23 protein-coding genes are annotated in these 22,799 nt (G+C 42.2%); 14 read left to right on the forward strand and 9 right to left on the reverse strand.

Going from position 1 to position 22,799, the window contains the following annotated elements; translation table 11 throughout:
* Positions 1-73: 73 nt before the first annotated feature.
* Positions 74-1,612 (forward strand): threonine ammonia-lyase, biosynthetic, encoded by a 1,539-nt coding sequence (gene ilvA / locus E0H88_RS09510; RefSeq protein WP_131273989.1) that lies wholly within the window; start codon positions 74-76, stop codon positions 1,610-1,612.
* Between the two features lie 58 nt (positions 1,613-1,670).
* Here the strand turns inward: ilvA and E0H88_RS09515 are convergent, their stop codons facing one another.
* The gene (locus E0H88_RS09515; protein ID WP_131273990.1) at positions 1,671-2,216 is read right to left on the reverse strand and encodes a hypothetical protein; all 546 of its coding nucleotides are present in this window, start codon (positions 2,214-2,216) and stop codon (positions 1,671-1,673) included.
* Between the two features lie 292 nt (positions 2,217-2,508).
* Here E0H88_RS09515 and E0H88_RS09520 point away from each other — a divergent pair, with 292 nt between their 5' ends.
* On the forward strand, positions 2,509-3,159 hold the full coding sequence (locus E0H88_RS09520; RefSeq protein ID WP_131273991.1) for a potassium channel family protein: 651 nt from the start codon (positions 2,509-2,511) through the stop codon (positions 3,157-3,159).
* Between the two features lie 3 nt (positions 3,160-3,162).
* Positions 3,163-4,503: a TrkH family potassium uptake protein gene (locus E0H88_RS09525; protein WP_131273992.1), complete on the forward strand. Its 1,341-nt coding sequence runs from the start codon at positions 3,163-3,165 to the stop codon at positions 4,501-4,503.
* A 54-nt stretch (positions 4,504-4,557) separates the two neighbouring features.
* Here E0H88_RS09525 and E0H88_RS09530 read toward each other — a convergent pair whose 3' ends face one another.
* The 3 genes from E0H88_RS09530 to E0H88_RS09540 all read right to left on the reverse strand — a co-directional run bounded on the left by E0H88_RS09530 (position 4,558) and on the right by E0H88_RS09540 (position 9,502).
* Entirely contained in the window at positions 4,558-5,712 is a 1,155-nt protein-coding gene (locus E0H88_RS09530) for a phospholipase A (protein ID WP_131273993.1), read from the reverse strand.
* 29 nt (positions 5,713-5,741) lie between these two features.
* Complete coding sequence (locus tag E0H88_RS09535) at positions 5,742-8,681, reverse strand: insulinase family protein (protein WP_131273994.1); 2,940 nt, start codon at positions 8,679-8,681, stop codon at positions 5,742-5,744.
* Between the two features lie 371 nt (positions 8,682-9,052).
* Positions 9,053-9,502, reverse strand: coding sequence for a GNAT family N-acetyltransferase (locus E0H88_RS09540; RefSeq protein ID WP_092819444.1), 450 nt, complete (start codon positions 9,500-9,502; stop codon positions 9,053-9,055).
* 136 nt (positions 9,503-9,638) lie between these two features.
* Here E0H88_RS09540 and E0H88_RS09545 point away from each other — a divergent pair, with 136 nt between their 5' ends.
* The 3 genes from E0H88_RS09545 to E0H88_RS09555 are packed head-to-tail and all read left to right on the forward strand — an operon-like array spanning position 9,639 to position 11,604.
* A complete protein-coding gene (locus E0H88_RS09545) occupies positions 9,639-10,643 on the forward strand; it encodes an adenosine kinase (RefSeq protein WP_131273995.1) in 1,005 nt (334 codons plus the stop codon).
* A gap of 14 nt (positions 10,644-10,657) precedes the next feature.
* Positions 10,658-10,969 carry a Rieske (2Fe-2S) protein gene (locus tag E0H88_RS09550; protein ID WP_171458684.1) on the forward strand — a complete coding sequence of 104 codons (312 nt, stop codon included), beginning with the start codon at positions 10,658-10,660 and terminating at the stop codon, positions 10,967-10,969.
* A gap of 17 nt (positions 10,970-10,986) precedes the next feature.
* Complete coding sequence (locus E0H88_RS09555; RefSeq protein WP_092819507.1) at positions 10,987-11,604, forward strand: OB-fold-containig protein; 618 nt, start codon at positions 10,987-10,989, stop codon at positions 11,602-11,604.
* Positions 11,605-11,679: 75 nt separating this feature from the next.
* On the opposite strand, the gene E0H88_RS09560 is transcribed toward E0H88_RS09555, so the two are convergent.
* Complete coding sequence (locus E0H88_RS09560) at positions 11,680-12,336, reverse strand: YidB family protein (protein WP_131273997.1); 657 nt, start codon at positions 12,334-12,336, stop codon at positions 11,680-11,682.
* Between the two features lie 98 nt (positions 12,337-12,434).
* A complete protein-coding gene (locus E0H88_RS09565) occupies positions 12,435-12,905 on the reverse strand; it encodes a DUF6231 family protein (protein WP_131273998.1) in 471 nt (156 codons plus the stop codon).
* A gap of 34 nt (positions 12,906-12,939) precedes the next feature.
* Here E0H88_RS09565 and E0H88_RS09570 point away from each other — a divergent pair, with 34 nt between their 5' ends.
* Positions 12,940-13,812, forward strand: a complete 873-nt coding sequence (locus E0H88_RS09570; RefSeq protein ID WP_131273999.1) for a DUF2797 domain-containing protein — start codon at positions 12,940-12,942, stop codon at positions 13,810-13,812.
* A 60-nt stretch (positions 13,813-13,872) separates the two neighbouring features.
* Here the strand turns inward: E0H88_RS09570 and E0H88_RS09575 are convergent, their stop codons facing one another.
* The 3 genes from E0H88_RS09575 to E0H88_RS09585 all read right to left on the reverse strand — a co-directional run bounded on the left by E0H88_RS09575 (position 13,873) and on the right by E0H88_RS09585 (position 16,771).
* Positions 13,873-15,741 carry a SurA N-terminal domain-containing protein gene (locus tag E0H88_RS09575; protein WP_131274000.1) on the reverse strand — a complete coding sequence of 623 codons (1,869 nt, stop codon included), beginning with the start codon at positions 15,739-15,741 and terminating at the stop codon, positions 13,873-13,875.
* 131 nt (positions 15,742-15,872) lie between these two features.
* The gene (gene hbs, locus E0H88_RS09580) at positions 15,873-16,145 is read right to left on the reverse strand and encodes a non-specific DNA-binding protein Hbs (protein WP_004651791.1); all 273 of its coding nucleotides are present in this window, start codon (positions 16,143-16,145) and stop codon (positions 15,873-15,875) included.
* 158 nt (positions 16,146-16,303) lie between these two features.
* Positions 16,304-16,771 (reverse strand): phasin family protein, encoded by a 468-nt coding sequence (locus E0H88_RS09585; RefSeq protein WP_131274001.1) that lies wholly within the window; start codon positions 16,769-16,771, stop codon positions 16,304-16,306.
* 190 nt (positions 16,772-16,961) lie between these two features.
* Between E0H88_RS09585 and E0H88_RS09590 the strand changes: the two genes are divergently transcribed.
* From E0H88_RS09590 to hscA, 7 genes are all read left to right on the forward strand, one after another.
* Entirely contained in the window at positions 16,962-17,609 is a 648-nt protein-coding gene (locus tag E0H88_RS09590) for a hypothetical protein (RefSeq protein ID WP_131274002.1), read from the forward strand.
* A gap of 112 nt (positions 17,610-17,721) precedes the next feature.
* Entirely contained in the window at positions 17,722-18,195 is a 474-nt protein-coding gene (locus E0H88_RS09595; RefSeq protein WP_086197843.1) for an Rrf2 family transcriptional regulator, read from the forward strand.
* Between the two features lies 1 nt (position 18,196).
* Positions 18,197-19,414 (forward strand): IscS subfamily cysteine desulfurase, encoded by a 1,218-nt coding sequence (locus E0H88_RS09600; protein WP_092819435.1) that lies wholly within the window; start codon positions 18,197-18,199, stop codon positions 19,412-19,414.
* 105 nt (positions 19,415-19,519) lie between these two features.
* Complete coding sequence (gene iscU / locus E0H88_RS09605) at positions 19,520-19,906, forward strand: Fe-S cluster assembly scaffold IscU (RefSeq protein WP_092819434.1); 387 nt, start codon at positions 19,520-19,522, stop codon at positions 19,904-19,906.
* A gap of 38 nt (positions 19,907-19,944) precedes the next feature.
* Complete coding sequence (gene iscA, locus E0H88_RS09610) at positions 19,945-20,265, forward strand: iron-sulfur cluster assembly protein IscA (RefSeq protein ID WP_086196349.1); 321 nt, start codon at positions 19,945-19,947, stop codon at positions 20,263-20,265.
* Positions 20,266-20,370: 105 nt separating this feature from the next.
* Entirely contained in the window at positions 20,371-20,886 is a 516-nt protein-coding gene (hscB, locus tag E0H88_RS09615; protein ID WP_131274003.1) for a Fe-S protein assembly co-chaperone HscB, read from the forward strand.
* A 46-nt stretch (positions 20,887-20,932) separates the two neighbouring features.
* Positions 20,933-22,795 (forward strand): Fe-S protein assembly chaperone HscA, encoded by a 1,863-nt coding sequence (hscA, locus tag E0H88_RS09620; RefSeq protein ID WP_131274004.1) that lies wholly within the window; start codon positions 20,933-20,935, stop codon positions 22,793-22,795.
* Positions 22,796-22,799: the final 4 nt, after the last annotated feature.

The raw sequence follows: 22,799 nt of genomic DNA on the forward strand, positions 1-22,799 counted from the left end.
GATTTAACAGCCCAAATGTACAGGGGTTTGTTACAATAAAGGCCTATTTTAAACTGTTAGATGGAAAATTAACATGCTGTCTCGTTTGGTTCGACAAATATTACAAGCAACGGTGTATGACGTTGCAATCGAAACTCCACTCGAAGCAGCGCCACGAATTAGTGAAAAGCTAAACAACAACATTCGCTTTAAACGCGAAGATTTGCAACCTGTCTTTTCCTTTAAACTACGCGGTGCCTACAACCGTATTAGTCAATTACCGAAATCTCAGTTGGAACGTGGCGTTATTACGGCTTCAGCAGGTAACCATGCACAAGGTGTGGCCCTATCTGGTAAAAAACTGGGAATTCGCGCCATTATTGTCATGCCAAAAACCACGCCTGACATTAAAGTTCAGGCAGTAAAACGTTTGGGTGGTGAAGTGGTCTTGCACGGCGATTCTTTCGATGTTGCCAACAGATATGCGATTCAACGCGCTACCGAAGATGGCATGACCTTTATTCCCCCTTATGACGATGAACTGGTGATGGCCGGTCAAGGCACCATTGCCAATGAAATTTTGCGTCAATGGCGTGATGTGGAATATGTATTTGTTGCCGTTGGCGGTGGCGGTTTGATTGCCGGTGTTGCAGCTTACCTGGGCGATGTTGCTCCACACGTGAAAGTCATTCCGGTGGAATATGATGAATCGGCATGTTTAAAAGCCGCTTTTGAAGCCAATGAACGTGTGATTTTACCTTCGGTAGGTTTATTTGCTGATGGTACTGCGGTCGCTCAAATTGGTGAAAAACCGTTTGATGTGATTCGCATGCAAAAATCAGACAATTCTGGTCCAATTGTTGAGCCGGATGTGGTACTGGTGAACACAGACGAGATCTGTGCTGCAATTAAAGATACCTATGACGAATGCCGCAGCATTGTAGAACCTTCAGGTGCCATGGCACTGGCGGGAATCAAGAAATATGTAGCTGAACATGGCTTGGAAGGTAAAAACATGGTGTCGATCGTTTGCGGTGCCAACATGAACTTTGACCGCTTGCGTTATATTGCCGAACGTACAGAGCTCGGTGAACGCAAAGAAGCCATTTTTGCCGTGACCATTCCAGAAGAAAAAGGTTCATTCCTGAATTTCTGCCGTGCCCTGCAAGGCCGTAATATCACGGAATTCAACTATCGCGCCAGTGATGCCAGTGCTGCACAAGTTTTTGTCGGCATCAGCCTGAAAGGTGGCGAAAAAGAACGTCACGACATTTATGAAACCTTGAAAGTTCAATACGATGTTGATGATTTGTCTGATGATGAAGTGGCAAAACTGCATATCCGCTATCTGGTCGGTGGTCATGCAGACATTGAAAATGAACGTCTGTTCCGTGTGGAATTTCCAGAACGCCCAGGTGCCTTACTCACCTTCCTGGAACGTTTAGGACCTACCCACAACATTACCCTGTTCCACTACCGTAACCACGGTGCAGCCGAAGGTCGTGTACTTGTAGGACTTGAAGCAGAAGATGCTCAACAAAATCCAGATGGTTTAATCGAAACCTTGGAAAGTATCACCTATCCATATGCAGAAATTACCAACAACCTGGGTTATCAGCGTTTCTTGAAATAAGCCCACTCATTAAAAAAGAGCCATTCATTGGCTCTTTTTTTAGAATTCAAATGGGTTTTCAAGTCGATCTTAAGCAGTCCAGTTTTATATAGTGTTCTATACAAATCCCTTCTTGCTTAAATTGTTTTGAAAAGAACTTACAGAATTTATGGATTCTGACATCTTCATCGGGCACGGCCATCCAATAGGCCGTTTCGGCATAAATAATCAGCAATTCAAAATTTTGCAACTTTAAAAAAGTATAAATTTCCTCAAAAACAATATCAAAAACATGGGCATTTACATTGTAGTATTTTCCAATGACCTCTTTATGCTTCTGATAATGTTGATATAAAGGCGTGGCCCTGTTACGAATGCTTTGCTGGATTAACCCCATATCAATATTTTTATGCTGCAACATTGCGCATCGTTCCAATCCATTTTCATAAGGATTTTCAACGTCTATGGACATTAAATAGGCATGTTCATGCTGGCCTGCCTGTTCAGCGGCAAGCCATGCCCGAAATTGCTGAAAATCACCTCTATATTTTTTCTTTGGAATTTCCTGATGTTTCAGCAGCGGAAACCATCCCTGTAATATCTTAAAAATCTTTTTATCATCCATTTTCATTCCCTATAAAAATAGAATTATGCCTACAAAGATATAGCAGGTTTTTGACCATCTCATGACATGCTGCAATTCACACTCTTCACAATTAACCTCAATTCACCAATTTATAGATTCCTGCCTAAAAACATTCGGGTAATACAGGTCAATGCTTTTCAAAATAAGCCTTTGTTATTAATAATTTTGTAAGCTGGATAGCTGAACGAACCATAAAATTATAAAATTAGTGTATAGATCCATAACACCTCATGAATCAAAACCATATAAAAATGGATAAGGAATACGTTGCATGGCATTATTTGCAGTCATTGGTTTAGGTAGCTTTGGTTCCACCATTGCAACCCAGCTGGTCAGCTTAAATCACGATGTGATTGGTATCGATAACAACAAAAGAAATGTTGAGAGCATTTCAGATCAAATCACCCATGCTGTCATTGCAGATGCCACTGATGAACATGTACTCAGAGAACTGAATATTCAAAACTGCGAAGCCGTGGTGGTGGCGATTGGCGAAGACATTGAAGCCAGTATTCTTTGTGTGCTGCATCTGAAAAATCTGGGCATGAACAAGATTTGGGCCAAGGCGAAATCCAAGGCGCATCACATGATTTTGACCCATCTGGGCGTCAGTAAAATTATTCACCCGGAAGAAGATATGGGTACCCGCGTAGCCCAGTCTTTAAGCTACCCGATGGTCAGCCGTTATATGGGACTGGAAGACAATCACTTCATTGTCAAAATCGAGATTAAAGCCAGTTTGAAGGGTGAGCGCTTCAATCACCTGATGGGCAATATTCCGGCAATTAAAACCATTCTGCACAAACGCGGCAAGGAAATTTTATATAACATTGATCCTAATTTAATCCTGCAAGAAGGTGATATTTTAGTCGTGGAGGGTGAACTTGAACCCTTAAGAAAACTGTCTGCCCGGTTTAAATAGAATATGAATCAAGCACAAAACAACAAGCATAATACGATTAACCTGAGTCCTCCAAGCTTACTGGCGCTGGGTTTCTTGAGCTTTATTATAGTCGGAACCTTATTGCTCAAACTTCCCATTTCGCATCATGGTGAATTAAGCTGGCTCAATGCCCTGTTCACTTCAACCTCTGCCGTGACCATTACCGGGCTGTCTGTGGTCAATGTTGGAGAAGCCTATACTACCTTTGGCAAGATCGTCATTATGCTGTTACTGCAAAGTGGCGGCTTGGGTTTTATGACCTTTGCCATACTGGCTGCGCTGAGTCTTTCCTCTAATATCAGGCTCAAACAGCAAATGATGGCACAGGAAACCATCGGCCAGACCAGCCTGGCCAAAGTGTCATTTACCATTAAAGGCGTGCTGTTATATTCCCTGTTTTTTGAGGCGATTGGCACATTTATTTTAACCATTGCCTGGATGCAGGAATACGATTTTTCCCGTGCCTTTTTTTATGCGGCTTTTTATAGTGTTTCCGCGTTTAATAACGGCGGGTTTTCCCTGTTTCCCAACAGTTTGATGAGTTTTGCGGATCATTACCTGATTACCTTTACCATCAGTATGCTTTACATTATTGGCGGTATTGGCTTTGTGGTGCTGATGGATATCAAGCGTGCCCGACGCTGGAAAACATTAAGCCCCAATAGCAAACTGATGCTCTCCACCATTGCAGGCTTGAACCTGTTTGCCTTTATTGTGATTTGGGCTTTGGAAGCCAGTAATCCGCTAACCCTATCCAGCATGAGCCTGGGGGATCAAGCCTTGAATGCATGGTTCCATGCCACCGTACCACGCTCATCCGGGTTTAACAGTTTAGATGTCGCCAGCATGACAGATGCCTCTACACTGGTGACCATGATTTTGATGTTTATCGGCGGTGGTTCTTTAAGTACCGCAGGGGGTATTAAAGTCGGGACTTTCATTATTGTGATTTTAAGCGTGATTACCTTCTTACGCCGTTCTGAAGAATTACGGGTATTTAATCATTCTGTTTCAAAAGCGACTTCATTTAAGGCGTTTGCCGTCCTGTCCATTACGGCGATCTTGATATTTTTAGGATCGTTTACGCTTCTTATTCTAGAGCCGAACAAGGACTTTCTGGATTTACTCTTTGAAGCGGTTTCAGCCGCCTGTACAGTCGGACTATCACGGGGCATCACCAGTGAATTACAGCCTGCCAGTCTGTTTGCTTTAATTTTGCTGATGTTCGCGGGTCGTTTGGGACCTCTGACGCTGGCCTACCTGATTGCCACCCCGAAAAAGAGCCGTTTAAAACATCCACCAGCAGATATTCAAATCGGTTAAACCCGATTCAATAAAAAACCACTCCTAAAGAGTGGTTTTTTAAGCATCAGTGATTTAGTACCAATTCATCAAGGACACACCTAAACCGACATACGTCGCACGATGGTTATAATCAATCAAGCTTTCACCGTAGCCATCAAACAACTGGAAATGACCACGCAATTTACCGCTAATCGGGAATGCCCAATCAAACTGCGCTGCCCCATGTGCATCATTACCGCCTTTCAGCGAGTGACGCAGCATCAGCGAAAACTCATGATCATTCTTGCGGTAGAATGCAGTTAAATCACCACGACCCATATAGTTTTTAATATCCGGGTTGTTATCATCTTTTGCATTTTCTTCAATGCGATACCAGGGACGTAACATCAATGCAAAGTTGTCCCGTTCTAAACCGATATTAAAGATCATGCGGTTCCAGCTACGCGATAAAGGATCGGCACGACCATTGGACTGATGGTTAAAGGTCACACCCAACAAACGTGCATTTAAGCCCAAAATTTCATAATTGGTACGAAAAACCAGACTGGCTTCAGGTTCATAGTTGGTTTCACGGAAAGGACGCGAAGCATCTGCATTATAGACCTGCCAGCGTGATGACTGGGTATAACCTAGCCAGACATCACCATTATCCCCAAACAGGTTTTCCACTGCTTTGGTTTTTAAAGACAGCTGGAACTTGGCTTCCATTGATTTCAGGTTTTGCTCATCACCTAGCTGAACCGTGTTGTTTTCATTCGGGCTGGAAGGACGTTTATTTTTGTCCGAAGTCCAGAATCCCGGCAGCAAATAAACCGGCTGGTGCGCACGAATATTCCAGGTTCCAAGCTTGCTTTCAGGTGACAGCTCCCAGCGCTTGTCCAGCAAGGACGTATTGGGATCAATTTTTGCCCCCTCGACCGCAAATATGTTACTTACACCATGACTGATTTTATCTTTTATCGTTTCCGGTTCAGTCGGTGCAGGTGCAATTTGATTGGCTGCCTGACGTTCAGACACCAGTGCCATTTTTTCTGTCTCCGGCACTTTGAACAAGGTGTCATAACAGGCCAGACGATCCGCATTGGATTCTAAGGCGACACATGCTTCCGGACTTGCGGGAGTAATCAATGATTGTGGGGTTTGTGCATGAATATTCGTCACATACAAAGAACTGAGCATGATCATGCTCAGTTGCAGCGTAGTGCGTTCAAACATTTTGAACGCCATAGGGTCTTACCTCAAATGATGTTTTTTTATTAGTTCACTTGTTTAATATCAAAACCAAGTTCAAGCAGCGCTTCACGTTTAGCCACAGGTGCAACCACCGCTTTCACCGGTTTTTGCTGAACCAGATATTGTTCTGCAACCCGTTTCAGATCATCCAGAGTTACAGCAAGTAAACGTGCACGTAATTGCTTGCGCACCGCAGGTGTACGTGCATGCAATAATGCATAGCAGGCAGTAATCGCCTCACCGGCAGGAGAACCCGGTTTATCCATGCTCGCAATTAAACCCAAAATTGCTTCTTCAAGTTGATGCGGTTTGTGTTCGCTATTCAACAACCACTGGATACTGGCATCAAAGTCCTTAAAAGTCTCTGCCAGGCGCGGATCACGATAGCTATAGAAACGGAACGAACAAGCATTGCCATCGTAGCTTGCACCACCGCCGTAAGCCCCACCTTTTTCACGAATTGCACTGTGCAAAAAGCCATTGCGTAAATAAGCTGCCAACACCATAAGAGGTGCAGCATCGGGATGAGACATTTCTACCGCAGGATAAGCCGCCGCACAGAATTGGACATTGGCCTGAATCAGCCATGCTTCGTCAAGATTGCTATTTTCTGTGATGATTTGCGTTAATTCTACTGGAGTTTGATCTACACTCAATTTATCCCAAACCGCCTGGACTTCTTCAATCAGACGATCGGACTGCTGTTCTTCACACACCAGCAGGAATTGTTTGGGTGCCTGTAACAGCAGACGATGAATGGCTTTTAATTCCGCGATTAACGCCTCATAAGCAGCTTCATCAGTTTCAATTTTATTCACCAGATTACCTAACCAGTTCAGCGCTCCCAAACCGGTATTCTGATAGTCACGTTGTGCCAAGGCACTGTGGTTACGTCCTGCAATTTGCATGGCATAACTATGCCCCGAACCAGAAATACGTGAAGTCCAGCGTGTTTTACGTTGCTGCAATAATTCAATAATGCGATCTTTCTCATCAAAACGTAGCTGTTCAAATGCCAGTTTCAACAGGCGGATGGCTTCAAAATTATTCACCAGCGATTTGGTGGTCAAGGTGAGCCAAGCGCTAATCTTGTTTTTGTCATCAATTTTTGAACGTAAAGATGCACCCATCCCCACGCCACCACTCACTGCAGTTTGCAGTTGTTGCAGTTCCAGATAGTCGTACTCGCCCGCACCGACCTCACCCAGCAAAATTGACAGTAAATTGAAATATGGCGACTGAACCACCTGATCCGGAATTTTGACCAGCACCTGCTGATAGTAAATGCCATTGGTCCCGGCATGATACAAATTCAAAGGTGTATCCAGGTTATTGCTGATAATTTCACGCAATTGACCTTGTACGATGTGCAAATCTGCAGGAACATCTTCCAGACCGACTTTCGGCAACAGGTTCAAATCATCCGGCGAATCTTGACGTTCTTTTAAGGCTTCGGTTTGCTTGATGATTTCTGCTTTTTGCTCATCCGTCAGTTTGGCACCAATGGCAGCCAGACGCGCTTTTTCTGCTTCAGCTTCTCTTGCCGACTTGGTTGCATCAGGCACCAAAGTCATCTGTACACGATGCGGATTATCCAGCAGATATTCTTGAATCAGGTTCGACAACCACATTGGGTCTTTGAGTTCTTCTTTCACCTGTTCAATGGCTGTATCGACATCCCAGACCTGAATCGGATCGCTGTGATGAATCACGCTGCTTAATCCATTTAAAATCAGGCTTAAACCGTACGGCATGCCATCGCCATTGATTTCACGCTGATGCAATTCAATCTGATGCAAAATGGCATCGACCATTTCAGTATCGACCGGTTTGGAAGCAACTTCTTGAAGCACCTTAAACACACCGTCTTTAAATTCCTGGGCATGTTCAGGATTTGAACCTTGTACACCACAGAAGAAAGTCATTTCAAAGTTGGAATCATCCACGCCCATAATTGGACCAGTCGACTGGGCATAACCACAGGTTTCCAGATAATGACGCAAAGGCGAAGCTGAATCTTCCAGCAAAATTCCTTCAACCAGGCGCATCCCCAAGCGCAATTTAATATCGCTGGCTTGCGGCAACAGCCATGCAATCACGTGATAGGTTTTATCTTTTAGGTCTTCCGCATCTACCGCATAAGTTTCTGTGACTTCAAGCGGTGCAGTTAAACGGGTTTCGGGCGTTGAATGCAGGGTTTGACCTTTTTCAAATTTAGACAAGGCTAAAGTTTCAAATTGTTCCTGCAAGTAATAAGCCGACTCATTGCCAAAAGTCATAAATACCGCATTACTTGGATGGTAATGTGACTTATAGAAATTAACTAACTCTGGGTAAGTTAAGTCCGGAATATCCTTGGGATCACCACCGGAATTGTAATGATAGGTGGTATGCGGGAATAAATGATGCGCCAGTTGATGATAGAGCTGATCTGAAGGAGAACTCATGGCCCCTTTCATCTCATTAAACACCACGCCTTTATAGACCGGTTCGCCATTTTCCAGCTCAATGCGAATCCCTTCCTGGGCAAAATCCAGTTCATTCAAGTTCGCAGCAAAAGCAGCATCCAGATACACTTCCAGCAGGTTCTGAAAGTCTTTTTTGTTTTGCGTCGCGAAAGGATAAGCGGTCCAGTCCGCTGAAGTGAACGCGTTCATAAAGGTATTGAGTGAACGGCGAATCATCAGGAAGAATGGGTCACGAACCGGAAATTTTTCCGAACCGCAGAGTGCGGTATGTTCTAAAATATGCGCCTCACCTTTTGAATCCATCGGCTGGGTACGAAAGGCCACTAGAAAGACATTTTCATCCAGATCGCTGGCCAGATGATAATGTATGGCCCCCGTGACTTTATGCTGATATTCTGACACCCGAATATCTAGGGCTTCAACATGGTGTTGACGTATCAACTGAAACGCAGGATGAACAGTTTGAGAAATGGTTTCAGTGACATCTACAGTCATGTGATCTCCAACATTTACATATTTATAAGATGGTTTTGATTATACCTGAATATTGCACTATTTGAATTTGTACTGTTACGAAATTCCAAGCATTTTAGTCCAGTTTTAAGAGCGTCATAGGTTAAGTAAAGAGGCGCAATTTTTAATGTAACTTTATTAAAAATGAATTTTAGCCGGGAATCATTCCGTATTTAAAATCAGTGCAAAATAAAGCTATCCACACAATAAACAAGAGATTGAATTAAAATAATTTTTAATTATTTTTTTAGACTGGTATCAGCAGAATAAAAAGCATTTAAATTAATCAATTGCTTTAGCATGACACCATCAAGCCCACCTGGACTGAACAGTGTCATAGTCAAAGATCAAAACTAGATCAGATATTTGAAATAACTATAGTTAGGATGATTCTCTACAAACACATAGTTTTGTTTTTGATAGAAATGTGCTGCATTTTTGGTGTCGGTATTCAGGCACAGGGCTGAAAAGTTGGCACGTGCCTCTTTTTCCAGCTGTTGTAACAGTTGTTTGCCTACACCATGCTTGCGATATTCAGGCAAGACATAAAAACGACGTACCCGGCCAATCCGGCTATCAATTTCATTTTCATTCCATTGCTGGTTTAAACCGCCACAAGCCACAAGCTTGTCATCATGATAGCCCAACAGCAGGAATTCGCCCGGTTGATCAAACCTGTTCTTGCCACTTTCAAACTCTTCAATCAATCGATCAACAAACTGAAATCCTTCTTGCTGTGCCTGCTTGGCTAATTCCTTGATTTGTTCAGGTAATTGTTCAGCTTTATCAATCGTGATATTCATCTAACCTTCCTTATTCTGTCCTATAGGGTATTTTGAACGAATAAATTGACTATATATTGAATTTTATTCATCAATCTACAGCAATCATGAGCATTGGTGTAAACTTAGCGTTTTAATTTAAATGTGAATGAAAGACATGACAACTGTTGATCTTTTTGCAATTGGTAATGCATTAATCGACCAAGAATTTAAAGTCTCTGACGATTTCCTGATTCAACAAAATTTGCAAAAAGGCACTATGCAGTTGACTGATGGTGAAACGCAAGCAAATTTATATAATAATTTAAAAGAAACACAACTATACAAAGGTCAAGCCTCGGGTGGGTCTGCCGCAAATACCACCGTTGCGTTTAGTGCCTTGGGCAGCACCGCATTTTATGCTTGCCGCGTAGGCAACGACGAACTTGGTCAGATTTATCTGAAAGGTTTAAACGAAGCAGGTATTCAAACCGCCGAGCAATCCGTCAGTGAAGGTGTGACTGGTACCTGTATGGTTCTGGTGAGTCCGGATTCTGAACGCACCATGCACACTTACCTCGGCATTACCGCTGAGCTGAGTGAAGCTCAAATTAATTTTGAACCCTTAAAAACCGCAAAATGGCTGTATATTGAAGGCTATTTGTCCACCAGCGATACTGCAAGACAAGCGGTTAAACAGGCCCGTGCAATTGCAAAAGCACATGGGGTAAAAATTGCCTTAACCCTTTCTGATCCTGCAATGGTGCAGTATGCACGTCAAGGCCTGGATGAGCTTTTGGATGATGGTGTGGATTTATTGCTGTGCAATTATCATGAAGCTTTAATGTACACAGAAACCGATTCAATTGAAGCAGCACTGGCTAAATTGCAACTAAAAAGCAAATACACTGTCATTACATTATCAGCTGAAGGTGCCTTAATTTCCGACTCTGAACAAACCTTGAAAGTTCCAGGCCGTAAAGTGACTGCGGTAGATGCCAATGGTGCCGGCGATGCCTTTGCAGGTGCATTCCTGTATGCATTGAATGCAGGCTTAAGCCTTAAACTGGCTGCTGAACTGTCAATCCTGATTTCAAGTGAAGTGGTTTCACAGTTTGGCCCGCGCCTGAGTGTAGAAAGTTACGCAGAATTATTAAATAACTTTCAGAAGGAATGTGCATAATGATTAAAATTGCCATGATGGAAGAGATTCCTGAACGTGAAGCACGTTCATACGAAACGCCAAATGGTGATACGATTTTCATTACCCAGCGTGACGGCTCATTCTATGCCTATCAGAATCTCTGTCCTCACTTGCAGGTCGAGCTGGAATTTCTGGAAAACCAGTTTCTAGACCGTGATCAGGAATATATTGAATGCTCCACGCATGGAGCCCTGTTTCTGGTTGAAACCGGTGAATGTGTTTCTGGTCCCTGCCAGGGTCAATCACTTGAAAAAGTTGAAATTACCGTGCATTCTGATGGTGGAATTTACCTGAAAGAAGAATAAACCCAATGGAATTTGCCATGCTTGAGTTTCTACAAGACTATAACTTGATCCCGTTTCATTTAAGTTTATTGGCCTTAATTGTACTCAGCATGGCAGAAACCATTGGCTATTATTTTAACATTCGCCCGACCGAGTTTCTAAAAACGCTTTCACCAAAGAAACTTACCGACTCACCCCTGCTCAACGTCAAATTCTCCAAAACACTGATTGTGGTGTTTTTACTGATGAACTTCAGTTTTGCAGGCTATTTTCTGCAACTTTGCGTATTTGCACAGCAGAAAGCATTTTTGCCTGCTTATTATCTGATGATCCCGGCGCTGATCATTGCGGTGTTTTTCACTGTATTTATGATTCATTGCCTTGACCAGGTCATCAAGCCGACACTGACCAAGCAACAGGTCAGTCTACTGGGACGTTTGGCGACCATTTCCAGTGGCAATGCCCGTCCGGGATTTTCCGCACAGGCACGGGTACGGGACAGTTTTGGACAATTACATTATGTACAGGTTGAGCCTGAATTTGGTGAACTGGAATTTCAATCGCAGATTATTTTGATTCGTCTAAAAAAGTCCCACTATATTGCTAAAAAAATTTCCAAGTCCAACAATTTATTTAACATGGAAAATCATCAATAGCATTCATTTAGCATAGGCTATTTTATTTTAAATGCCTCAAACCCAGCTGAGACAGCCACTCAGCCGGTTAAAATCTTAACGTTTCAAAAAGCCGGACACCAGGTTCATCACCTGCTGAATATCAGCATTGGCTTCCTGCTTATTGGTTTGTTCGCCTTGTGGGGTCAGTGAATCAATAATTTGCGGCAAGACTTTTGAAATCGCAGCGTAAATATCCTGTTTGGGTACATGGGTTTCCTGTGCGACCTGCTCGACTTCCTGATCATCAAACAGACCCTGTACCTGCTGCTGGTCCACACTGACATTTTCACCTGGACCTGTAGAAACCCAATCATCCACCTGGCGACTGAGTCCCATACCTTTTAGTTTATCCAGCGCACCCTGCAAACCGCCTTGCTTCTGAATCCAGGCAAGCACCAAAGGAAGCACCGCAATCAATAAGGTCTTGGTCGCATTAGCACCTACATTACTTCGCTGTTGGTTGTACTGAGGTTGCTGATTTTGTTGACCACTCAAATGTCCCAGCACTGATCCCAAAATTCCGCCCAACCCACCTTGTTGTCTTTGCTGGTTCTGCTGGTTTTGTTGTTGACTTTGCTGAGTATCATTCGCACTCATCTGGCCAAATACCGAAGCTAAAATATCTCCTAAACCACCCTGCCGTGATTGTTGCTGATTGCCACCTAAAGCCTGTTTAGCCAGCATTTCAACAATATTACTAAGATTCGTCATCGCATTATCCTTTTATGAGCCTAATAAAAGAATACGATGCTTTGAACGTAATAAATAAATCGCTATTGTTAAAATTTGCAATTATAAAATTCAGCACATTACCAGCGAAATTTATTCCAGTTTTCAGGGTTTGCCCAGAATTTGGAGTTAAACCAGTCAGGCACATGTTTATAGGTTAAAATATTGAATTGCCACAGTGTAAAATCACTGTCATGACGGGTTTTATCAATCAGCTGGGTAAAACCCAATGCACGCAACAATTTTTCATCCTGTAACCGGCTCACCACAACAATTCGTTTTGCCATCAGGTCACGCAATCTCACTAACAGCTGAGACTTCTGCGCATCAGAAAGTAGCACCAGCTCTTGTGCATCCATCACCACAAAACCCAGATCATATCGCTGGGTAAAAGGCAGATTTAAAAACTCAGTTACGTTAAAATAGTGCCATTGAATTGATTGATTATTGTCGTATTGTGCAAGATTTTGACCAATACATAATGCAGTTTGGATAGGCTGTTCCTGAGATAAATCGTCTAGCATTGAAGTAATGACATTTTGTTCAGCCATAACTGCATCCTTATTATTGAAGAGAGTATTCTGTATGGAACTACAAGGCATTTGCCATAAAATGCATGCAGGTCTTAAGGACCTTAGTGTAACTGATCAACATACACACAAGGCAAATGTTGAATATAAATTTATTCTAGATCGTTCAGAAGTTGACCTGCCATTCAATTTAGGCCAGGAAATTGAAATCGAATGGACCGGCAATATCTACTGTGTATCCTGTGGTAGCAAAACCAGTAAATCCTTTTCACAGGGTCACTGCTTTAAATGTTTCAAAACCAAAGCATCCTGTGACATGTGCATTATGAAACCGGAAACCTGTCATTATCATCTCGGGACTTGCCGTGAAGATAGCTTTGCTCATGAGGTGTGCTTCCAGCCGCATATTGTTTATCTGGCCAACTCAAGTGCATTAAAAGTCGGCATCACCCGTCTTGGACAAATGCCAACGCGCTGGCTGGACCAGGGTGCAACCCAGGCTTTGCCGATTATGAAAGTAGGTTCCCGTCGTCTCTCAGGCCAACTGGAAATTATGTTTGGCACTCAGGTTGCAGACAAGACGGATTGGCGCAAACTACTGAAAGGCGAAGCTGAACCGCTCAATTTAATAGAAGTGCGTGAACAGCTGATAGAAGAATTTGCACCGAAAATTCAAACCATTCGGGATGAATTTAGCCAGAACCTCGAATTTAACGAAACAATTGAAGTCATGGAAAATGAGCTGCCACGCGAGTTTGTTTATCCGGTCGAGCAATATCCCGAAAAAATCAAGTCACACAATCTGGATAAAACACCGATTATTCGTGGCAAATTACTGGGTATTAAAGGACAATATCTAATCTTGGATACCGGTGTCATTAATATCCGCAAATATTCAGGCTATGAACTGAAAATACGTGCTGAATAAGCTTCAATTCAGCCATAAAAAAACCTGCGTTAACGCAGGTTTTTTTTATTTCACTTAAGATTACTTAATCTTCGCATGTGACTTTAGATATTGCGTGTAATCATCCAGTTCCTGCTGACCGCGAAGCTGTTGATACAACTTAGACAATTCACCCAACTGTTCATTGGTTAAGGCATTCGAAGTCGTCTTGTTCACATTTGATACAGCAACCACTACCAATTCATTAGGCAAAGAAGCAGTTGTAACTGACCACATGCCTGCTTTCGGTGCCGGAACACTGAATGCCGCACGCTCAATTTCACGTTTCAAACCTTGTGAACGCGTAAATACACCAGCATTTTCAAAAGTAATCTGACTTTGTGCCACAACGCTAGCAGCTGGTTGTGATTTAAAGTTATTCAATGCTGTCTGGATTTTCACTTTCGCTGCATCACTTGCTTTCTGTTCGATGAGTTTTGCTTTTACACGTGGTGTTGCTTCAGCCAAAGTCTGCACACCAGCCGCATGATAATTACGTACTTTTACCCAAACAGTATTACCATTTGCCATTTGAATGCTGCTAGATGCATTGCGATCGCCATTTTTTATATCATCATTAAACAGCTTGACCTTAACATTGGCATCACTCAGTACAGGATGTTGTGTAGCCAGGGTCATACCTTTCACAGACTGAACCGTTACACCTTTAACTTCCTGAGCAACCACATCTAGCGCATCGCTCCCTACAACCAGCTCATTCAGACTATTAACAGCATCCGAGAATGAGTTTGCAGTTTTATTCTTTTGCAGCTCAGCCAACAAGCGCGGTTTTTCAGCTTCAAATGAAGGCAATTTCACTGCAGCGGCTTCGGTTTCAATTAAATGATAACCATACTGGGTTTTAACCGGTGCTGAAACTTGGGCTGATTTTAAAGAAGCAACGCTTTGATCAAATGCATCACCAAACACGCCTTTTGCATAAGCCTCTACCACACCACCTTTAGCCTTCGATTCAGTATCATCCGAATATTGCGCTGCAGCTTGAGCAAAAGACATACCTGCTTTAATTTTCGCAGCAACTTCCTCAGCTAATTTTTTCGCATCAGCGTCTGAACGGGTGTCTGCCGTAATTAAAATATGCTTGACCAATGGCTTAACATTCTGCTTTTGCGCATCAACAAATGCATTATAAGCTTGCTGCAATTCAGCATCTGTCACTTGAGTATTGGCAGGTGCAACATCAGCAGGCGTAAGCACAACATAGTCCACATCTACACTTGCAACCTGCTTAAACGCATTTTGATGCTTGTTGTAATAAGCTGCTATTTCTTGCGGTGTGACTTTGATATTTTTCTTGTATTCATCCAGTTTAATGCTGGCAAGATGCAAGGTGCGTTGTTCAGTTTGCAAGTTGGCAATTTGCTGAATATCAAGCTTGCTCACCAATGCATAGTCCATAAATGTTGAAGTCAACATTTTCAAGGCATGGTCTTTACGCAAGTTGGCAATCAAAGCCTGACTGGTCATGCCCACTGAACGCAAATAATTTGAGTACAAGGCTTCAGAAAATTTACCATTTTCCTGGAAGCTTGGTTGCTGGGCAACCATCTGTTCAATTTGTGCATCACTTAATGAAATGCCCAGCTCTTCTGCTTGCTGTAACAACAAGGTTCGAGCGACCAGGCTATCCATCGCCTTGTTTTCAATGAAAGATTGGTTCAGTAAAGTTTCGTCGCCATTGGCATAAGCCAAATATTGTTCTTTAAATGTTTGAGTCAGCGATTCTAATTCTTTTTTAGAAATTTCTTGGCCATTCACCAGTTTTGCCGTGTCTTCTGACTTACCGCCACTAAAATATCCTTCAATACCTACAAGTGCTAAAGGGGTCAAAAACAAAATGAGCAACACTTTGCCCAACCAGCCCTTAATAACTTTACGAAAAGATTCCATAAGTATTCCAATATTTTATTTCTGGGGGATTTTACCCGAAAACCTCAGCTGAATGAATGTGTTCACACTGTAAATCGGCATTATTAATAAAAAACGCGCCTATAGGGCGCGTTTATCGGCTTTAAGAAAGATTAAGCTACAGAATCTTTTAAACCTTTACCTGCTTTAAAGCTTGGTACTTTGCTTGCTTTAATTTCTAAAGCTGCGCCAGTTTGCGGGTTACGACCTGTACGTGCCGCACGTTCTTTAACGTTGAATGTACCAAAACCAACAAGTGTAACAGTATCACCAGATTTAAGTGCTTCAGTAATTGAAGCAATTGTTGCATCTAAGGCTTTACCTGCATCAGTCTTAGACAATCCCCCTTTCTCTGCAATTGCATCGATTAATTCTGATTTATTCATGAAGATTACGTCCTCTTAATATCGTTTATTTAAGGTCTAAGGATTCCATAACACCTTTATATCAATGCTTTGGGGCAAAACGCAATACTCTCAATCAGCTTTTCTATAAAATAATTGCGAAAAAAATTGTTGAAAAATGCAGAAAAACTAAAAAAGTTTCATTTTTGTAACATTTGTGCCTTTAACTGCTTATTTTCTTCAATCAAAAAATCGACTTTATTATGGAGTTGTAATATGAGACTTTCTAAATGTTGAATATCTTTTATGGTAACCAGACCAATTCTGTTTAAAGAGTGGTTAACACTATGGTCAATGAGTTTTTCGACCTTGTCTTTGGTATCGCTCACCGATTCTTTGGCTTTTACCGAAACTTTTTCTACGGTTTGATCGGCAATTTCAGACGTCTTGGATTCCAGTTCTTCACCGACCTTGACTAAAGAGTCAAAGAGTTTGTTGCCTTCCTCTTCCGCACGCGAAAAAGCCCCCAGGCCAGCAAGCCATATCTGCTGAGTATATTTACGAAAATCCAGACCCGATTTACGACCTGAACGTGATTTATTCTTTGTTTTATCAGTATTTTCATTTTTTAGTTGATCAATCTCTTGATCTTTTATTGATTTATCCATTCAGCCAATCTCCTGCTTATTTTCCATACAACTTAAATATAATTACTCAAAAAATACAGCTATAATAACAAATTAAATACTTGATCGATTTGCTAAACTGTTCTACAAAGCAAGATTAATATATTTGTTGATAAGTCCTGAAACACATTTTCGAGCATGGGATGCTCCTTTCAGGTAAGGATTAAGTTTTATGAGTGAATCGCAACAAGGTCAAAAACAACCGCATTTGTTGCTCACAATGACCATGATTGTTTTAGAGACAATCTTTACCTTCATCTTAAAACATGATCGGGTCGTTGGCTTGCAGGCTAAAAAATTTATAGATCAAAAAATAACCATTAAAATTAATAGCTATTTACCTTATTTTGATTTTTATGTGGTTTTTACTGAACACGGCATACTCTTTGACACCAAGGCACCAGCGAAAGTAGTCGATTTGGATATTCGCACCACGCTTATGGATTTAATCAAAGTATTTGTCTTTGGCAATCGACGCAGCATTAAAAAAATGCGTATTGATGGTGACAGTACCTTAAAGGATGAGTTTCGCGATTTAGCCTTGCTGTTCAGCTTTCCAAAAGTTTTATCTGACTGGAAACAGTGGCTTAGCGAACCTGCGGATGAACAGGAGATTATTGCTTCCAAAAAACGTATTGCTCCCCTATTAGAAAAAATTGATCAACAACGTTCCAAGATCAATACCTTAGAGGTAGAAGTTAAACAATACAAGAATCGTATTCGTCGTATGCAGCAAAAACAAAAAAGAATGAATATCGTTTTTAGTCTAACTATCGTGCTATTAGTTGCGTTATTAGTGTATACTTGGTGGATTGTATAAATATATAATTTTCCTATAAAACAAAATAATTTAAACCCCCACAAAAAAACTTGACTATTTTAGTCAGGATTCATAAAATCGACACATCTAGTCTTAATATGTGTATCGAATCATGCGTCTTACTACTCGCGGTCGTTACGCAGTGACTGCTCTACTTGATTTAGCTTTGCAGCCAACTGAACAAACGATTACGCTTGCTGAAATTGCAGCTCGTCAAACTATTTCTGTGGCTTATCTTGAGCAGTTATTTGCGAAATTAAAGCGCCACGGCTTAGTTTCTAGTGTGCGTGGAGCCAACGGTGGTTATCATCTGGCACGTAACGCAGAAGAAATCACAGTATTAGAAATTATTGAAGCTGTAAATGAAACAGTTGACGCAACGCGTTGTGACCATAAAGGTAACTGCCAAAATGGTGCAATGTGCTTGACTCATGATTTATGGCAAGAACTCTCCCACCACATTGCCGATTATTTAGCAAAAATCACCCTTGCTGACCTGGTAGCACGCGACAACGTTCAAACCGTTGCAATTCGCCAAAATACAGCATCATTTGATTCAGCCCTTTTATCGGTTACAGGTATTTGACATGAAACGTCCGATTTATCTTGATTATGCAGCAACCACTCCTGTAGACCCTCAAGTTGCAGAACGCATGATGGAGTGCTTAACTTTCGACGGTACTTTCGGTAATGCTGCATCTCGTTCTCATGCTTACGGTTGGCAGGCTGAAGAAAAAGTAGAATATGCACGTGAACAAGTTGCGAACTTGGTCAAAGCAGATCCACGCGAGATCGTGTGGACTTCAGGTGCTACGGAATCTGATAACCTGGCACTGAAAGGTGTGGCTCAATTTTATGCCTCTAAAGGCAAACACATCATTACAAGTAAAATTGAACATAAAGCAATTTTAGATACTTGCCGTGAATTAGAAGCAGAAGGTTTCGAAATTACTTATCTTGAACCACTGCCTCAAACAGGTTTAATTACCCCGGAAATGGTTGAAGCAGCGATTCGCCCAGATACCATTCTGGTGTCGCTGATGATGGTGAACAACGAGATCGGTACCATCACTGACGTTGCAGCGATCGGTGAAATTACCCGTGCCAAGAAAATTTTCTTCCACGTGGATGCGGCTCAGGCTGCAGGCAAGGTAGAGATTGATCTTTCAACTTTAAAAGTTGATTTAATGAGTTTCTCTGCGCACAAGATTTATGGCCCTAAAGGTATCGGCGCATTATTTGTTCGCCGTTCACCACGTGTCCGTCTTAAAGCGCAAATGCATGGTGGCGGTCATGAACGCGGCATGCGCTCAGGTACACTTGCAACTCACCAAATTGTAGGTATGGGCGAAGCGTTTGAACTTGCAGGCAAAAACCTTGAAGCCGAACAAAAGCGGCTACGTGTACTGCGTGACAAATTATGGAATGGTCTACAAGGTTTAGAACAAGTGTTCTTAAACGGCCATCCAACTCAAAACGTTGCAAACTATCTCAATGTCAGCTTTAACTTCGTTGAAGGCGAATCATTGATGATGGCCCTGAAAGATGCAGCTGTATCTTCTGGTTCAGCATGTACTTCTGCAACCCTTGAACCCTCTTATGTACTTCGTGCATTAGGTCTTTCAGACGAACTTGCCCACAGTTCAATCCGTTTCAGCTTCGGTAAATACACCACTGAAGAAGATATCGATCATGTTCTTGAAATCACTAAAGCTGCTGTTGAGAAATTGCGTGAACTTTCTCCGCTTTGGGATATGTATAAAGAAGGTATCGACCTTTCAACAGTTGAATGGGCTGAACACTGATTCATGTCCTGGAGATAGCTTTAAAATTTAAAGCTATCTCGTTGATAAACGTAATTTCACCCCCATATTAATCTTAAGGCTGACCCCGAGGTTTGGAGAAGCATCATGGCTTATAGCGAAAAAGTAATTGATCATTACGAAAACCCTCGTAATGTTGGCGTTTTAGACAAAAATGCTGAAAATGTTGGTACAGGTATGGTCGGTGCACCGGCTTGTGGTGATGTAATGCGTCTTCAAATTCAAGTGAATGATGAAGGTGTGATTGAAGAAGCACGTTTTAAAACTTATGGTTGTGGTTCCGCGATTGCCTCTAGCTCGCTTGTGACTGAATGGCTAAAAGGTAAAACCTTGGACGAAGCTCAAGCGATCAAGAATATCGACATCGCGAACGAACTGGCTCTCCCTCCAGTAAAAGTACACTGCTCTGTGCTGGCTGAAGATGCAATTAAAGCTGCTGTTGAAGATTACCGCAGCAAAAAAACAAAAGCTTAAGTGTTTCAAGTTTTTGATGGAAAATTAACGGAGTTTTCATGATCCATTTAACTGAAAATGCTGCAACTCATATCAGCAATTACCTAAAAAATCGTGGTAAGGGTGAAGGCATTCGCGTTGGTGTGAAAACTTCAGGCTGCTCTGGCTTGGCTTATGTACTCGAATTCGTGGATGAAGTCGATACACATGACCAGATGTTTGAGCAGTTTGGTGTTAAGGTTTTCGTTGACCCGAAAAGCCTGGTTTATCTTGAAGGTATGGAGATGGACTACGTGAAAAACGGTCTCAATGAAGGCTTCGAATTTAACAACCCCAATAAAAAAGGCGAATGTGGCTGTGGTGAATCTTTCACCGTTTAAACACTCCATTGTCTCTCTTTTGGTGATTAAAACAGTGTAAAATGCACTGTTTTAATTGCATTTATAGCAGTCACTTTTGCATATCTATCGTGGATCCTATCTCCCATGAATCATTTTGAGCTGTTCAACCTCCCTGTAGCACTCGATATTGATTTAGCAGCCTTAAAAACTGAATTTTTGAAGTTGCAGCAACAATATCATCCAGATAAAGCCGAAGACAAAGATCAGGCCCTGATTAAATCGAGCGAGATCAATCAGGCATTCAAAGCTTTATCTAATGTTGATAGCCGCGCTGCCTATCTCTTGAGTCTGAAAAAACAGGATTATCACCTGGATCAGTCGATCAGTGATTTTGAGTTTCTTCAGGATGCACTGGAAATTCGTGAACAGCTCGACGATGCTGCATCTGCCGATGACCTGCAATCTTTAAAAGTTGAAGTCCAGCAATGGATTGACGGTTTAGTCCGTGAATTCAAAATCGACTATAACGATGAAGACTGGGGCGAAGCCCGTGATACCGTGCGTAAATTGCGTTTCTTTGTTAAGGTCATGTCTGACATCGACAAAGCTGAAGATCGTTTCCTGGATGACGACAGCTTTGATTTAGATGATGATTTTTAATTTGCTTTGATTTTATTTTTAATTTTAGTTCTAAGGATGTAACACAATGGCTCTCTTGCAAATTGCAGAACCTGGTCAATCAAGTGCACCGCATGAACACCGCATTGCCATTGGTATCGACCTGGGTACGACGCATTCATTGGTTGCCACGGTACTTTCAGGTCAAGCCAAAGTCCTCAACGACGAACAAGGTCGCGTGTTACTTCCGTCCATTGTTCACTATAGCCATAACAACACGCATTATGGTGATGAAGCCAAGCCTTTTATTACCACAGATCCCAAAAATACCATTGTTTCAGTAAAACGTTTTATGGGTCGTTCCAAAGCGGACATTAAATTCCAGCACCCTTATACTTTGGTGGGTGAAGACAACCAGATGCCTGCTTTTGAAACTGCACAAGGCCGTAAAACACCTGTGGAGATTTCAGCAGAAATTTTAAAACAGCTGAAAGACCGTGCAGAAGAAAGTTTAAAAAATGAAGTGAATGGTGCCGTGATTACGGTTCCAGCCTATTTTGATGAGGCACAACGTCAGGCAACACGGGATGCTGCACAACTGGCGGGTCTGAATGTTTTACGTCTGCTCAATGAGCCAACTGCTGCGGCTGTAGCTTATGGTCTGGATCAGGAAACCAACCTCGCTCACGATCAAAACTATGTGATCTATGACCTGGGCGGTGGTACCTTTGATGTATCAATCCTGCGTTTCTCGCAAGGTGTTTTTGAAGTTTTAGCGACTGGTGGACATACTGCTTTAGGTGGTGATGACCTGGATCGCCTGATTGTGAAATGGGCTAAAAAACAACTGAATATTGAAACTTTAGATGATGCCGAATATGCACATTTTATTGTTTCTGCACGAAAAGCCAAAGAAGCCCTGTCAGATGCCGAATCGGTTGAGCTGAAAGTTTTAGATCAGGTTTTGACTTTAGACCGTGCTACATTTGAAGACATCATTAAATTGGCTTTGGATAAAACCATCAGCGTATGTAAGCGTGTGATGCGTGATGCCAAACTTGAGCTGGATGATATTAAAAATGTCGTGCTTGTGGGCGGGTCTACCCGTTCTTATGCGGTGCAAAAAGCCGTGCGTGATGTCTTCAATCAGGAACCATTGTGCACCATTAATCCGGATGAAGTCGTCGCCATCGGTGCATCCATCACTGCAAACCAGTTGATTGGCAATTCCAAAGATGGTTCCTTGTTATTGGACGTTACTCCACTCTCTCTTGGTCTGGAAACCATGGGCGGTCTGGTTGAACGTTTAATCTCACGCAACACGGCCATTCCTGTGGCGCGTCGCCAGGAATTTACCACTTATCAGGATGGCCAGACCGCCATGTTGATTCATGTGGTACAAGGTGAACGTGATCTGGTGGAACATTGCCGTAGCTTGGGTCGCTTTGTCTTGCATGGCATTCCACCAATGACGGCTGGTCAGGCACGTATTGAGGTCACTTTCCAGGTTGATGCCGATGGCTTGTTGACTGTTTCGGCCAAAGAAACCACGTCTGGTGTACATGCGCAAATCGACATTAAACCTTCTTATGGTTTATCTGATGCCGATACCGAACGTTTACTGATTGATGGTTTCAAATATGCTGAAGAAGATAAACATCTTCGTCATTTGCAAGAAACCAAGGTTGAAGCAAAACGTGAACTGGAAGCATTGGAACAAGCCCTAAAAGTGGATGCCCAGCTATTAACTGCTGAACAGTTAGCCTCCTTGAATCAAGCCAAGGCTCAACTTGAGGCTCAACTCGAAACCACCGATATCAAAGCGATTGAACAGGCTCTAGAACAGCTTAAAATACACAGTGATGCTTTTGCTGCTGCACGTATGAATCAACATATTGATGCAGCCCTGAAAGGCACTAAACTTGATGACTGGTCAAACTCGGACAACTGAACAG

Source organism: Acinetobacter sp. ANC 4216, from assembly GCF_004331195.1.
GTDB classification, from domain to species: domain Bacteria; phylum Pseudomonadota; class Gammaproteobacteria; order Pseudomonadales; family Moraxellaceae; genus Acinetobacter; species Acinetobacter kookii.

Excerpts from the sequence above, each read along its gene's own strand:
- E0H88_RS09585 (WP_131274001.1), bottom strand. The coding sequence starts at position 16,771 with ATGGATAAATCAATAAAAGATCAAGAGATTGATCAACTAAAAAATGAA.
- E0H88_RS09560 (WP_131273997.1), bottom strand. The coding sequence starts at position 12,336 with ATGACGAATCTTAGTAATATTGTTGAAATGCTGGCTAAACAGGCTTTA.
- hscA (WP_131274004.1), top strand. The coding sequence starts at position 20,933 with ATGGCTCTCTTGCAAATTGCAGAACCTGGTCAATCAAGTGCACCGCAT.
- E0H88_RS09570 (WP_131273999.1), top strand. The coding sequence starts at position 12,940 with ATGGAACTACAAGGCATTTGCCATAAAATGCATGCAGGTCTTAAGGAC.
- hbs (WP_004651791.1), bottom strand. The coding sequence starts at position 16,145 with ATGAATAAATCAGAATTAATCGATGCAATTGCAGAGAAAGGGGGATTG.
- E0H88_RS09590 (WP_131274002.1), top strand. The coding sequence starts at position 16,962 with ATGAGTGAATCGCAACAAGGTCAAAAACAACCGCATTTGTTGCTCACA.
- E0H88_RS09575 (WP_131274000.1), bottom strand. The coding sequence starts at position 15,741 with ATGGAATCTTTTCGTAAAGTTATTAAGGGCTGGTTGGGCAAAGTGTTG.
- E0H88_RS09530 (WP_131273993.1), bottom strand. The coding sequence starts at position 5,712 with ATGGCGTTCAAAATGTTTGAACGCACTACGCTGCAACTGAGCATGATC.
- E0H88_RS09550 (WP_171458684.1), top strand. The coding sequence starts at position 10,658 with ATGATGGAAGAGATTCCTGAACGTGAAGCACGTTCATACGAAACGCCA.
- E0H88_RS09535 (WP_131273994.1), bottom strand. The coding sequence starts at position 8,681 with ATGACTGTAGATGTCACTGAAACCATTTCTCAAACTGTTCATCCTGCG.
- E0H88_RS09565 (WP_131273998.1), bottom strand. The coding sequence starts at position 12,905 with ATGGCTGAACAAAATGTCATTACTTCAATGCTAGACGATTTATCTCAG.
- ilvA (WP_131273989.1), top strand. The coding sequence starts at position 74 with ATGCTGTCTCGTTTGGTTCGACAAATATTACAAGCAACGGTGTATGAC.
- E0H88_RS09555 (WP_092819507.1), top strand. The coding sequence starts at position 10,987 with ATGCTTGAGTTTCTACAAGACTATAACTTGATCCCGTTTCATTTAAGT.
- E0H88_RS09595 (WP_086197843.1), top strand. The coding sequence starts at position 17,722 with ATGCGTCTTACTACTCGCGGTCGTTACGCAGTGACTGCTCTACTTGAT.
- iscA (WP_086196349.1), top strand. The coding sequence starts at position 19,945 with ATGATCCATTTAACTGAAAATGCTGCAACTCATATCAGCAATTACCTA.
- E0H88_RS09540 (WP_092819444.1), bottom strand. The coding sequence starts at position 9,502 with ATGAATATCACGATTGATAAAGCTGAACAATTACCTGAACAAATCAAG.
- E0H88_RS09520 (WP_131273991.1), top strand. The coding sequence starts at position 2,509 with ATGGCATTATTTGCAGTCATTGGTTTAGGTAGCTTTGGTTCCACCATT.
- hscB (WP_131274003.1), top strand. The coding sequence starts at position 20,371 with ATGAATCATTTTGAGCTGTTCAACCTCCCTGTAGCACTCGATATTGAT.
- E0H88_RS09515 (WP_131273990.1), bottom strand. The coding sequence starts at position 2,216 with ATGGATGATAAAAAGATTTTTAAGATATTACAGGGATGGTTTCCGCTG.
- E0H88_RS09525 (WP_131273992.1), top strand. The coding sequence starts at position 3,163 with ATGAATCAAGCACAAAACAACAAGCATAATACGATTAACCTGAGTCCT.
- E0H88_RS09600 (WP_092819435.1), top strand. The coding sequence starts at position 18,197 with ATGAAACGTCCGATTTATCTTGATTATGCAGCAACCACTCCTGTAGAC.
- E0H88_RS09545 (WP_131273995.1), top strand. The coding sequence starts at position 9,639 with ATGACAACTGTTGATCTTTTTGCAATTGGTAATGCATTAATCGACCAA.
- iscU (WP_092819434.1), top strand. The coding sequence starts at position 19,520 with ATGGCTTATAGCGAAAAAGTAATTGATCATTACGAAAACCCTCGTAAT.